Raw genomic sequence first — 12,009 nt, 5'->3', positions numbered from 1 at the left:
CGCTCAAGTACCGCTGGTGGTCCGGTGCGTGTGCGGTGCCCGACCCCGCACTGCGGATGCGGCGGTACGGATGAGCCTAGAACCACTCCACGCCGGTGGGGAGATCATTTCCGTCCTTTGGCTGCGCCCCGTCACGGCTGAAAAGCGGTCGGTGATGCTGTCGGTAAAGCAGTCGGCTGCGGGTGCCCGGTGGGGCACCCGCAGCCGCCCTCCGATCAGAGGTACTGGCCGGTGTTTGCCACCGTGTCGATGGAGCGTCCGGTGTCTGCGCCCTGCTTTCCGGTGACGAGGGTGCGGATGAAGACGATCCGTTCGCCCTTCTTTCCGGAGATGCGGGCCCAGTCGTCGGGGTTGGTGGTGTTGGGCAGGTCCTCGTTCTCCTTGAACTCGTCCACGCAGGCTTGGAGGAGGTGGGAGACCCTGAGGCCCTTCTGGTTGTGTTCGAGGAAGGCCTTGATGGCCATCTTCTTGGCGCGGTCGACGATGTTCTGGATCATCGCGCCGGAGTTGAAGTCCTTGAAGTAGAGGACTTCCTTGTCGCCGTTGGCGTACGTGACCTCGAGGAAGCGGTTCTCCTCGGTTTCGGCGTACATCTGCTCGACGACGGTTTGGATCATGCTGTGGACGGCGACGTCGGGCGAGCCCTGGTGTTCGGCGAGGTCGTCGGCGTGCAGTGGCAGGGAGGCCTTGAGGTACTTGGCGAAGATGTCCCTGGCGGCTTCGGCGTCGGGGCGCTCGATCTTGATCTTCACGTCGAGGCGGCCGGGGCGCAGGATGGCCGGGTCGATCATGTCTTCGCGGTTGGAGGCGCCGATGACGATGACGTTTTCGAGGCCTTCCACGCCGTCGATCTCGGCGAGGAGCTGCGGGACGATGGTGTTCTCGACGTCGGAGCTGACTCCGGATCCGCGGGTGCGGAAGAGGGATTCCATCTCGTCGAAGAAGACGATGACGGGGGTGCCCTCGCCGGCCTTCTCCCGGGCGCGCTGGAAGACGAGGCGGATGTGGCGCTCGGTTTCGCCGACGTACTTGTTGAGGAGTTCGGGGCCCTTGATGTTCAGGAAGTAGGACTTCCCGGCGGGCTGGCCGGTGACCTCGGCGACCTTCTTGGCAAGGGAGTTGGCGACGGCTTTGGCGATGAGTGTCTTGCCGCAGCCGGGCGGGCCGTAGAGCAGGATGCCCTTGGGGGGCCGCAGTTCGTGTTCCTTGAACAGGTCCGGGTAGAGGTAGGGGAGCTCGACTGCGTCGCGGATCAGCTCGATCTGGTCGCCCAGGCCGCCGATCTTGTCGTAGTCGATGTCCGGGACCTCTTCGAGGACGAGTTCCTCGACTTCGCTCTTGGGGACGACTTCGTAGACGTAGCCGGAGCGGGGTTCGAGCAGGAGGGCGTCGCCGGGGCGGATGGTGGCGTCCAGCAGCGGCTCGGCGAGCCTGACCACCCTTTCCTCGTCGGTGTGCCCGATGACCAGGGCGCGCTCGCCGTCCTCGAGGATCTCCTTGAGGGTGACGATGTCCCCGGCCCGCTCGAATTCCATGGCCTCGACCACGTTGAGGGCCTCGTTGAGCATGACCTCCTGGCCGCGCCGGAGCTCGTCCGGGTCGACGCTGGGGCTGACGTTCACGCGGAGCTTGCGGCCGCCGGTGAAGATGTCGACGGTGCCGTCCTCGTTCGCCTGGAGGAAGACACCGAATCCGGCCGGCGGCTGGGCGAGCCGGTCGACTTCCTCCTTGAGTGCGACGATCTGGTCGCGTGCTTCGCGGAGGGTATTTGCCAGTCGTTCGTTTTGTGCGGAGACGCCGGCCAGGTTTGTCTGGAGCTCGACGATCCGCTCCTCGAGAATCCTCGTGTGTCGCGGAGAGTCGGCGAGCTTACGTCGCAGGACGGCGATTTCCTGCTCGAGATAGGCAACCTGGCCGGCGGGGTCCTCAGACCCGCGCCCCGGCCGGATGCCGCGGTTGATGTCGTCGTCGTGGGCTGCCACGGTCCTCACCTCCTCCAAGGGGAGCTGGACGCTTCCTGACCCTACCTGGGCTGGTGGTGATTGAAACCCCTAGATCACAAAGACGGTAGAGGTGTGTCCGATCTTCACCCTTGCGTACTCCCTCACGCCAGGGGAATACCCACCCTTCAACATCGGAAAGCAGCCGGTTGTAAGGTCGAGGAGTTCAACACCCGCCAGCCTGGGCGCGACTTGCCGCCGGCATGTGGCGGGAAACGGATCATTGAGGGCAGGGAACGGCAGGGGATATGACCGTGCAGCAGGAGACGACCGGCGGGGGCGCCGACGGCGCCGGGCGGGCCGGGGAGCCGCTGGAGGTCTGGATCGACCAGGACCTGTGCACCGGTGACGGGATCTGTGTGCAGTACGCGCCGGAGGTGTTCGAGCTGGACATCGATGGTCTGGCGTACGTGAAGAGCCCTGAGGACGAGTTGCTGGTGGAGGCGGGGGCGAGCACTCCGGTTCCGTTGCCGCTGCTTCAGGATGTGGTGGATTCGGTGAAGGACTGTCCGGGCGACTGCATCCATGTGAGGCGGGTTTCGGACGGGGTCGAGGTGTTCGGCCCGGACGCGGAGTGACGGTTCAAACACTCCTGGCGGTCGGTTCCGTCAGCTCTTGGCGGAATTTTCCGCCGGTCCAGCGCCACTTGGCGAGTTGCCTGACGTCGGGGCTGTAGCGGGGGACTTCGGGCGAGGAGTAGCCGAGGAGCTGTGCGGTGACGGTGCCGTCACGGATCGTGAGGTCGGTGGCGGTCTGTCGGCGTGCGGTGTCGAGGAGGGTGGCGACGACGCGGGGTCGGGCGCCCTGCGCGGTGTCCTGGGTGAGTACGTAGATGGCGTGGGGCGGGGTGCCGGATCCGGCGTCGCAGCGGACGGCTGCGACGGTTTCGGGTCGTCGGTCGCCGTCGAGGTCGCCGCGGGCGGTGGCGGTGATGGCGACGGGGGCGCCTTTGCAGTCGAGCGGCCAGGTGGCGGCGGCCGGGTCCGGGGCGGTGGCCTGGGGGGTGCTTGCGGGTCCGGGGGCGGGTTCGGGGGGGTTGGGTCCGGCGGCGGTGGCTTCGGGCTGGAGGAGTCCCGCTCCGGCGATGACGGCGGCCATGGCGCAGGCCGTGGCGAGCCAGTGGAGGGGCCTGGTGCTGCTGTGGGCCGGGTTTTCCAGGGCGGGGGCCGGCGCGGCGGTGCGGTGCGGCACGCGGGGGGTCTCCTGTGCGGGCGGTGGCGGTGGCGGCGAGCCAGCATCGTGCCATACCTCACGCGGGGGTGGAACGGGTGGGTCCGCGGGTCTTCGGGCGGTGTGCCCGGGCAACGTGAAGGCGCTGCGGTGCAGTTCCCGCGGGTGGCGGGGGAACTGCACGGCAGCGCCTGTGTGTTGGGTGCCGGCGGGGCTGGTGGTCAGCCGCGGTCGCCGGAGCCGCCGGACTGGCTTCCGGGGCCTTCGTAGTCCTCGCCGTACGCGCCCTTGGCGGGGCGGCGGCGGCGCATCGGGGGTTCGACGCCGTCCGCGAGGCGGCGGGCGGTGACGAGGAAGCCGGTGTGTCCGATCATCCGGTGGTCGGGTCGGACGGCGAGGCCCTCGACGTGCCAGTTGCGGATCATCGATTCCCAGGGCTGGGGTTCGGCGAAGCAGCCGATCTCGCGAATGGACTCGACGGTCTTGGACAGCTGGGTGGTGGTGGCCACGTAGCAGCACAGGATGCCGCCGGGGACCAGGGCCTTGGAGACGGCCTCCAGGCACTCCCAGGGGGCGAGCATGTCGAGGATGACGCGGTCGACGTCGGTGTCGGACAGGTTGTCCTGGAGGTCGCCGACGGTCAGCTGCCATGCGGGGTGGGGGCCACCGAAGTAGCGCTCGACGTTCTCCTGGGCGATCTGGGCGAAGTCCGCGCGGCGCTCGTAGCTGTGGAGCATGCCCTGGTCGCCGATGGCGCGCAGCAGGAAGCTGCTGAGGGAGCCGGAGCCCACCCCGGCCTCCACGACGCGCGCCCCGGGGAAGATGTCGGCGAAGGCCAGGATCTGGCCTGCGTCCTTGGGGTAGACCACGGCGGCGCCGCGGGGCATGGACAGGACGTAGTCGGGGAGCAGGGGGCGCAGCGCGAGGTACGCGACGTTTCCCGTGGTACGGACAACACTGCCCTCGGGAGCGCCGATCAGCTCGTCGTGGGGGAAGGAACCCTTGTGGGTGTGGAAGTTCTTCCCTGCTTCGAGCGTGAACGTGTAGTGGCGTCCCTTGGGGTCGGTGAGCTGGACCTGGTCCCCGACCTTGAAGGGCCCGCGACGGCGGGCGGCACCGGTCGGTTCGGACATGTGACCAGTGTATTGGCTTCAGGAGCGGGGCCGCGCCATGGCCTTCACGAAGGCTTTCTCGACGTCGAGGGTGGACAGGACGCCGTAGATCTGGCCGCTGGTTTCGAGGACGAGGTATTCGGTGGCGGGGGTGGTGCGGAGGTGGTCGAGGAGTTCGCTGCCGGTGAGCTCGGCGGGAACCGTCATGCCGTCGGTGAGGTCCTGGGCGAGTGTGCTGACGGGGATCCAGGGGCGGCGGTGTTCGGGGACGGAGGCGATGGCGCTCTCCCGGACGATGGCGGTGGGTTCGCCGTGGCCGTCGACGATGACGATGGCGCGGGCGCCGTAGGCGTTGGCGCGGCGCAGGGCTTCGGAGAGGGGGGTGGTGTTCTCGACGGGGACGGCGCGGCGGGTGAGGGTGCGGGCGCGGAGTTCGGGGAGGTGTTCGCGTAGGCGGGCCATGCGCAGGCTGTTGCCGGCGCCGGTCCAGATGATGGCGGCGAGGATGGCGGCGAGGAGGGCGTCCATGACGGTGCTCATGCCGCCGATCTCGTCGCCGGGGGTGCCGAGGAGCCCGGTGTGGGTGATCATCGGGAGGCCGAGGAGGACGGCGATGGCGAGGCCGCGGCCGGCCCAGGCGGCGGCGATGGTGCCGGTCATGGGTTTGCCGGTGATGCCCCAGATGACGGCGCGGAGCATGCGGCCGCCGTCGAGGGGGAGGCCGGGCAGGAGGTTGAAGGCGGCGACGAGCAGGTTGGAGATCATGAGGCCGGCGAGGAGGACGCCGGGGACGGTGCCGGGGTCGACGGCGTTCATGCCGAGGTAGAAGGCGCCGGCGAGGAGGAGGGAGAGGAGGGGGCCGACGAAGGCGAGGACGAATTCGCGGCCGGGGGTCTCGGTTTCCTTTTCGATCTCGGAGACGCCGCCGAAGAACTGGAGCTGGATGCGCCGTACGGGGAGCCGGAAGCGGAGGGCTGCGACGGTGTGGGCGAGCTCGTGGACGAGGACGGAGGCGTAGAAGGCGACGGCGAAGAAGAGGGAGACGAGGTAGCGGGCGGGGCCGAGTTCGGGCAGGACGCGGTCGAGCTGGTCGCCGAAGACCCAGGTGATGAGGGCGGCGACGAGGAACCAGCTGGGCGAGACGTAGACGGGCACGCCGAAGGGGCGGCCCATGAGGAGTCCGCCGCCCGGTCCGGAGCGCTTGCCCGGGCGCTCGCCGGTTTCGTCGGTGTCTGCCACTGCTGTCCTTCGTTCGGTGCTGTCCGGCGGGGTGTGCCGGTGGTGTTCCCCGTGTGGTGCACGGGGTGTGGTTCACGGGCCGCCCGGCGGGTGCTGCCGGGGCTGTCGCGGTGGCGCGGTGGCGCGGTGTGATGCTCCGATCATGCAGTGCGAGGGGGCCCGGCGTCGATGGTATGCGCGTGGCTGTCCGTGGCGGGTCGTAGGGTTTTGTGCATGACGACGAGCACCGGTTCCCTTTCCGGCGCCGCGGATGCCGATGCGGCACCGGGCGCGGTGGTACCCGTTTCGCTGTCGCCCTCGCGGGCGAGCGATTTCATGCAGTGTCCGCTGCTGTACCGGTTCCGGGTGATCGACAGGCTGCCGGAGAAGCCGAGTGCGGCGGCGACGCGGGGGACGCTGGTGCATGCGGTGCTGGAGCGACTGTTCGATCATCCGGCGCAGGAGCGGACGGCGCCGCGGGCCAGGGCGCTGGTTCCGGGGCAGTGGGACCGGCTGCTGGAGGCGAGGCCGGAGCTGTCGGAGCTGTTTCCGGCGGGGGACGGCGGGGCGGGGCTGGCGCGCTGGCTGTCGGAGGCCGAGGCGCTGGTGGAGCGGTGGTTCACGTTGGAGGATCCGACGCGGCTGGAGCCGGTGGAGCGGGAGTTCTTCGTGGAGGCGGAGCTGGAGTCGGGGCTGCGGCTGCGCGGGATCATCGACCGGGTGGATGTGGCGCCGACGGGTGAGGTGCGGATCGTCGACTACAAGACGGGCAAGGCTCCGCGGCCGGAGTACGCCGAGGGTGCGCTGTTCCAGATGAAGTTCTACGCGCTGGTGGTGTGGCGGCTGAAGCGGGTGGTGCCGCGGCGGCTGCAGTTGGTGTACCTGGGCAGTGGGGACGTGTTGACGTACGACCCGGTGGTGGCGGACCTGGAGCGGGTGGAGCGCAAGCTGCTGGCGCTGTGGGAGGCGATCAAGGAGGCGACCGCGACGGGTGACTGGCGGCCGCGGCCGACGAAGCTGTGCGGCTGGTGCGATCACCGGGCGGTGTGTCCGGAGTTCGGGGGGACTCCCCCGGTGTATCCGTTGGCGATCGTGCGGGAGGCGGGGGCCGGCGGGGCGCGTCCGGCGGAATCCTGATCATCCGATCAGGGCAGAATGGGTGGCGTCCCAGCGAAGTGGCCTGACGAATCTGAGGTGTCCCCCGTGGCGATCCGCGTCCTCCTGGTCGACGACCAGCCGTTGCTGCGCACCGGTTTCCGGATGATCCTGGAGGCTGAACAGGACTTGGCGGTGGTCGGGGAGGCCGGGGACGGTGTGCAGGCGCTGGAGCAGGTGCGGGCGCTTCAGCCGGACGTGGTGCTGATGGACATCCGGATGCCGCGGATGGACGGGGTGGAGGCGACCCGGCAGATCACCGGGCCTGGTCGGGACGGTCCGGCGAAGGTGCTGGTGCTGACCACGTTCGATCTGGACGAGTACGTGGTGCAGGCGTTGCGTGCGGGGGCGAGCGGCTTCCTGTTGAAGGATGCGCCGGCCCATGAGCTGGTGCAGGCGATCCGGGTGGTGGCGGGTGGCGAGGCGATGCTCGCGCCGAGTATCACGCGGCGGCTGCTGGACAAGTACGCGGAGCACCTGCCGTCGGGTGAGGAGCGGGTTCCGGACACGCTGGGTTCGCTGACGGAGCGTGAGGTCGAGGTGCTGAAGCTGGTGGCGCGGGGGTTGTCGAACGCGGAGATCGCGGCGGACCTGTTCGTCAGCGAGACCACGGTGAAGACCCATGTGGGGCATGTGCTGACGAAGCTGGGGCTGCGCGACCGGGTGCAGGCGGCGGTGTACGCGTATGAGAGCGGCCTGGTCCGGCCGGGTGCCGCGCAGTAGCCTGCGGCGCCGCGCGCCCGGGTGTGAAACGGAACCGGCCCGTGCCGCCTCCGGTGGGAGGTGGCACGGGCCGGTTCGTGTCCGTGGGGCTGTCAGCCCTTGGCGATCTCCCAGAAGCGGAAGACGGTGGAGGCGTCCAGCGACCACTGCAGGCCGGTGACGTTCTGGCGGGTCACCGCGTACTGCTTGCTCTGCCACAGCGGCAGGAGCGGGAGCTCGTCGGCGACGATGTCCTGGAGGCGGGTGTAGTCGGGCGTGGCCGCGGTGCGGTCGGCCTTGGAGGCGGTCGCCGGGATGATCGTCCCGGTGATCTCCTTGTTGTCGTAGTTGTTGCGCAGGACGTTGTCCGGTCCGAAGAACGGCTGCGTGAAGTTGTCGGCGTCCGGGTAGTCGGGGACCCAGCCGCGGACGTACACGCCGTACTTGCCGGCGTCGATGTCCTTCTCGTACTGCTCGAACTCGACGGACTTGACGTCGGCGTCGAACAGGCCGCTGTCGTTGAGCTGCTTGGCGATGAGCTGCATCTCCTGGTCCGTGGCCGGACCGTAGCGGGCGGGCGTCGAGTACAGGGTGATCTTCACCTTGTCCTTGATGCCGGCCGCGCGCAGGACGGCCTCGGCCTTCTTCGGCTGCGGGCTGCCGCCGTAGCGGTCGAAGAAGGCGGTGGTGTGCGAGCCGATGCCGGCCGGGATGACGGAGTACAGCGAGGTGGCGGTGCCTTCGTAGACGTCCTTGACGAGCGCTTCGCGGTCCACGAGGTAGGCGATGGCCTTGCGGACGGGGAGCTTGCCGGCGACTTCGTCCTTCATGTTGAAGACGAGGTGCTGGACCTCGGCGCCGGTGCCCTGGACGACCTCGACGTTGTTGTTGCCGGTCTTGGTGGAGGACAGGCTGGCGATGTCCTTGGCGGCGAGGCCGCGGAAGGCGAAGTCGACGTCGCCGCTCTCCAGGACCTTCTTCAGGGCGGCCTGGTCGTGGTTGAAGAACTTGAGGGTGACGCCGGTGTTCTTCGCCTTGGCCTTGCCGGTGTAGGACTCGTTGACGGAGAAGTTGGCGCTCTTCTCGTTCATGGAGTCCAGCTTGTAGACGCCGGAGCCGATGGCCTTGTTGTCGGTGCGGAGCTTGTCGGCCGGGTACTCGCTGCTGTCGACGATGGAGCCCGCACCCGAGGCGATCTTGCTGGGGAAGGTCGCGTCGGAGGTCTTGAGGCGGAAGACGACGGTCTTTTCGTCGGGGGTGTCGATGCCGGCGATCGACGACAGCATGACGGCGGGGCCGTTCGGGTCGTTGATCTTCAGCGTGCGCTCGAAGGAGAACTTCACGTCCTTCGAGGTGAGCGGGTGGCCGTTGCTGAACTTCAGGCCGGCGCGCAGGGTGCACTTGTACACCTTGCTGTCGCCGCCCTCGAAGTTGCAGGCCTGGGCCGCGTCGGGCTCCGGGGTGGTGCCGCCCTTGGGGAAGCTCAGCAGCGACTGGAAGACGTTGTTGAAGAGCAGCCAGGAGCCCGGGTCGTAACCGGAGGCGGGGTCGGTGGACTTCACCTTGTCGGATATGCCCATGACCACGCCCTTGCCGCCCTCGGCGGCGGGGCCATCGGTCGAACCGCAACCGCTGAGCAGCGCGGCGGCGGTGGCTGCGCCGAGCGGGGCTGCCAACCACTGGTTACGTCTCATCGCACGAACGTCCTTCACAGTCTTGCTGAATCGTTGGGCCGGCCTGCGACACCCGCCGCCGGTTACTGCTCGTCTCAGCCGCTGACACCGCGGCCGAGCTCCCACAGCTGGAGGTCGGAGATGGCGTTGACCGACCACTCCACTCCGGTGATCCCGTCGCGTGCGGCGACGTACTGCTTGCCCTGCCACAGGGGCAGGACGGGCACGTCCTCGGCGACGATGTCCTGCATCTCCGCGATCGCGGGGCCGGCGACGTTGCGGTCGGCGGCCTTGCGGGACTCGGGGATGAGCTTGGTGCGCACCGTGCTGTTGGCGTACGGCGTGCCCAGGAAGTTGTCCTCCTCCAGGAAGGGAGCGAGGAAGTTGTCGGGGTCCGCGTAGTCGGGGAACCAGCCGAGCCCGTAGGCGGCGTAGTCGCCCTTCTTCTGCGCGGGGCGGAATTCGGTCCAGTCGGAGCCCTGGACGGTGATGTCGAACAGCTGGGTGGCGTTCAGCTGGTTCTTCAGGGTCTCGAACTCGACGGCCGTGCCGTCGCCGTAGTGGTCCCTGGTGTAGTTCAGCGTCAGCTTGACCGGGGTCTTGATGCCGGCGTCCTTCAGCAGGGCGGCGGCCTTGGCGGTGTTGGCCTCGCCGTACTTGTTGCGGAACGAGTTGACGTGGCCTGCGACGGAGGAGGGGACCAGCGAGTACAGCGGCTGGGCGGACTTGCCGTACACCTTGGAGATGACGGCGTTGCGGTCGACGGCGGCCGCGAGGGCCTGGCGCACGGCCTTGTCCTTGACGGCCGGGGCCTCGGTGTTGAAGCCGATGTAGCGGATCTCCAGGCCGGGCATCTGGGTCAGCTTGACGCCCTTGGGCGGGCTGGCGGTGAACTCGGCGATCTGGGCGGGCGACAGGGTGCGCGAGACCATGTGGATGCGCCCGTCGGTGAGTGCCTTGCCCATGTCCGCGGAGTCGGTGAAGGTGCGCAGTTCGACCTTGTCGTTCTGCAGCTTCAGGTCGCCCTTGTAGTTCGGGTTCTTGGTGAACACGGCGCGGACGAGGTGGTCGCCCTTGACCTCGGCCTTCATCGTGTAGGGGCCGGAGCCGTCGACGGCGAAGCCCCCGCGGAGCTTCTTGGCGTCGTAGTTCTTCTCGCTGACGATGCCGGCGGCGGGCGTGGCGAGCTTGTACGGGAAGGTCGCGTCCGGGGTCTTCAGGTGGAAGACGACGGTGTCGGCGCTCTTGACCTCGACGGTGTCGATGGTGGACAGCAGCGAGGAGGGGCCGTTCTCGGCGTTGATGGCGCGGACGCGGTCGATGGAGAACTTGACGTCCTTGGCGGTGAGCGGCTCGCCGCCGGCGAACTTCAGGCCGGGCCGCAGGGTGCAGCGGTAGCTCTCGTTGCCGGTGTCGGTGAAGCGGCAGTCGGAGGCCGCCTCGGGGACGGGCTGGCCGCCGCCGCGGGGGGTGTGCATCAGGGTCTGGACGGTCTGCCGCAGGACGTTCCAGGCGCCGGCGTCGTAGGCGTACGCCGGGTCGAACGGTGCGGGGGCGTAGTCCGCCGCCTCGTACCGGTCGGTGGTGCCGACGACGATCGCTCCGGTTCCTGCTCCTTGCCCCGTCGCGCTGCCGCAGGCGGCGAGCGCGGGGGTGAGCAGTCCGGCCGCGGCCGTCAGCACCAGGGTCTTGCGGTTCATGCTGGAAGTACTCCCTTGACCGGCACTTGTTCAAAGCGGCGTAAAGGGCACTTCGCGACGTTCGCCCGTTCAGGGCGGAACGATCGGGCCGGTTTTGTGACGATCGGTCCACACAGTCCCGACACAGGGGTATGCGTCCTGGACTGCTGCGGTGCGGCGGAGTGCCCGCGTCGACATTAGTGGCCTATGAGGGGATGGCTTGAACTGGCAGGACTTGGGGTGTAATCGCACGGTGATGGGAGCGGACTGCCTGTCAATGACGGGGGCATCCCAGATGGGGGCAGGGGATCATCAATCCGGACACAAGGGAAGCTTGCCGAGCCCTGGGACAGGTCGGTCGGGGGCGTTTCGGGTGACGAAGGTCACCCGGCCCGGGCGCCACGGAAAGGATGGAATTCCGGCCGCCCGGCCATCGAACGGAAGTTCCTTTCCCCGGGACCGGTGGCGCCGGGTCCGGACCCCTTCGGGACGGAGCGTGTGCGGTCAGTTCATGGGGGTGATGAGGGCCCGGAGGAAGGCGAGGTCCACGTCCTCCAGGGAGCGGACGACCGTGCGCCCGGGGGCGGGGGCGATGAGGCCCACGGAGGGGACGGCGACGACGCGGCAGCCGGCGGCCTCGGCGGCGGCGACGCCGGTGGCGGTGTCCTCGATGACGGCGCAGCGCGAGGGGTGGGCGCCGAGGGTGCGGGCGGCCAGCAGGTAGGGGTCCGGGTGCGGCTTGGTGCGCGGCACCTCGTCGCCGGCCACGGTCATGGCGAAGCACTCGGGGCCCAGGGAGCGCAGGATCCGGTCGATGACCCGCCGGTGGGAGGCGGAGACCAGGGCCGTGGGCACGTTGTGCCGGGCCAGCTCGGACAGCAGCCGCTCGGCGCCCGGCATGAGCGGCACGCGCTCGGCGATCCGGGCCTCGAAGCGCTCGTTGAGCAGCACGCTCAGTTCGGCGAGGTCGATGTCCACGCCGGTGGCCTCGATCAGGAAGCCCAGGCTCCGGCTCATCGGCCCGCCGACCACGACCTCCCGCCAGGACTCCTCCAGCCGGTGGCCCAGCTCCGCGAAGACGTCCACCTCGGCGTCCCACCAGAAGCCCTCGGTGTCGACCAGCGTCCCGTCCATGTCGAGCAGCACCGCCTGCAGGGCCGAGCCGTCGGCCGTGCGGGCGATGGAAACGGGAACGGTGCTGGTCATGCGCACACCTCTCGGAGGGGACGAGAAGGCCGGTCACCTCTTCCCGCGGGGGTGTACCCCCGGGGAACAGGCGACCGGCCTGTATGGGACCGAC

The 12,009-nt window shown here is 69.0% G+C and carries 10 protein-coding genes; 3 read left to right on the top strand and 7 right to left on the bottom strand.

The window, feature by feature from the left end; all coding sequences use genetic code 11:
- Positions 1-215: 215 nt before the first annotated feature.
- Positions 216-1,982, bottom strand: a complete 1,767-nt coding sequence (arc, locus tag AC068A_RS05745; RefSeq protein ID WP_385684543.1) for a proteasome ATPase — start codon at positions 1,980-1,982, stop codon at positions 216-218.
- Positions 1,983-2,248: 266 nt separating this feature from the next.
- Here arc and AC068A_RS05740 point away from each other — a divergent pair, with 266 nt between their 5' ends.
- Positions 2,249-2,578, top strand: coding sequence for a ferredoxin (locus AC068A_RS05740; protein WP_478581179.1), 330 nt, complete (start codon positions 2,249-2,251; stop codon positions 2,576-2,578).
- 4 nt (positions 2,579-2,582) lie between these two features.
- On the opposite strand, the gene AC068A_RS05735 is transcribed toward AC068A_RS05740, so the two are convergent.
- The 3 genes from AC068A_RS05735 to AC068A_RS05725 all read right to left on the bottom strand — a co-directional run bounded on the left by AC068A_RS05735 (position 2,583) and on the right by AC068A_RS05725 (position 5,455).
- On the bottom strand, positions 2,583-3,191 hold the full coding sequence (locus AC068A_RS05735; protein WP_478581176.1) for a hypothetical protein: 609 nt from the start codon (positions 3,189-3,191) through the stop codon (positions 2,583-2,585).
- 200 nt (positions 3,192-3,391) lie between these two features.
- Positions 3,392-4,303 carry a tRNA (adenine-N1)-methyltransferase gene (locus tag AC068A_RS05730; protein ID WP_385422372.1) on the bottom strand — a complete coding sequence of 304 codons (912 nt, stop codon included), beginning with the start codon at positions 4,301-4,303 and terminating at the stop codon, positions 3,392-3,394.
- Between the two features lie 18 nt (positions 4,304-4,321).
- On the bottom strand, positions 4,322-5,455 hold the full coding sequence (locus AC068A_RS05725) for a site-2 protease family protein (protein ID WP_478581488.1): 1,134 nt from the start codon (positions 5,453-5,455) through the stop codon (positions 4,322-4,324).
- Positions 5,456-5,734: 279 nt separating this feature from the next.
- Here AC068A_RS05725 and AC068A_RS05720 point away from each other — a divergent pair, with 279 nt between their 5' ends.
- Together AC068A_RS05720 and AC068A_RS05715 are read left to right on the top strand one after the other, a co-directional pair.
- On the top strand, positions 5,735-6,637 hold the full coding sequence (locus tag AC068A_RS05720; RefSeq protein ID WP_478581173.1) for a RecB family exonuclease: 903 nt from the start codon (positions 5,735-5,737) through the stop codon (positions 6,635-6,637).
- Positions 6,638-6,703: 66 nt separating this feature from the next.
- Entirely contained in the window at positions 6,704-7,378 is a 675-nt protein-coding gene (locus tag AC068A_RS05715; protein WP_361095993.1) for a response regulator transcription factor, read from the top strand.
- 92 nt (positions 7,379-7,470) lie between these two features.
- Here AC068A_RS05715 and AC068A_RS05710 read toward each other — a convergent pair whose 3' ends face one another.
- The 3 genes from AC068A_RS05710 to AC068A_RS05700 form a co-directional block, all read right to left on the bottom strand.
- The gene (locus AC068A_RS05710; RefSeq protein WP_478581169.1) at positions 7,471-9,051 is read right to left on the bottom strand and encodes an ABC transporter substrate-binding protein; all 1,581 of its coding nucleotides are present in this window, start codon (positions 9,049-9,051) and stop codon (positions 7,471-7,473) included.
- A gap of 74 nt (positions 9,052-9,125) precedes the next feature.
- On the bottom strand, positions 9,126-10,730 hold the full coding sequence (locus tag AC068A_RS05705; protein ID WP_478581167.1) for an ABC transporter substrate-binding protein: 1,605 nt from the start codon (positions 10,728-10,730) through the stop codon (positions 9,126-9,128).
- A gap of 483 nt (positions 10,731-11,213) precedes the next feature.
- On the bottom strand, positions 11,214-11,915 hold the full coding sequence (locus AC068A_RS05700; RefSeq protein ID WP_478581165.1) for an HAD family hydrolase: 702 nt from the start codon (positions 11,913-11,915) through the stop codon (positions 11,214-11,216).
- Positions 11,916-12,009: the final 94 nt, after the last annotated feature.

Source organism: Streptomyces sp. NPDC043854, from assembly GCF_056436005.1.
Note: the sequence above shows the minus strand (reverse complement) of the source record. Positions and strands in the feature narration are given on the sequence as shown.

Coding starts and splice junctions, on each gene's coding strand:
- AC068A_RS05740 (WP_478581179.1), top strand. CDS start 2,249: ATGACCGTGCAGCAGGAGACGACCGGCGGGGGCGCCGACGGCGCCGGG.
- AC068A_RS05730 (WP_385422372.1), bottom strand. CDS start 4,303: ATGTCCGAACCGACCGGTGCCGCCCGCCGTCGCGGGCCCTTCAAGGTC.
- AC068A_RS05725 (WP_478581488.1), bottom strand. CDS start 5,455: ATGGGCCGCCCCTTCGGCGTGCCCGTCTACGTCTCGCCCAGCTGGTTC.
- AC068A_RS05720 (WP_478581173.1), top strand. CDS start 5,735: ATGACGACGAGCACCGGTTCCCTTTCCGGCGCCGCGGATGCCGATGCG.
- AC068A_RS05710 (WP_478581169.1), bottom strand. CDS start 9,051: ATGAGACGTAACCAGTGGTTGGCAGCCCCGCTCGGCGCAGCCACCGCC.
- AC068A_RS05705 (WP_478581167.1), bottom strand. CDS start 10,730: ATGAACCGCAAGACCCTGGTGCTGACGGCCGCGGCCGGACTGCTCACC.
- AC068A_RS05700 (WP_478581165.1), bottom strand. CDS start 11,915: ATGACCAGCACCGTTCCCGTTTCCATCGCCCGCACGGCCGACGGCTCG.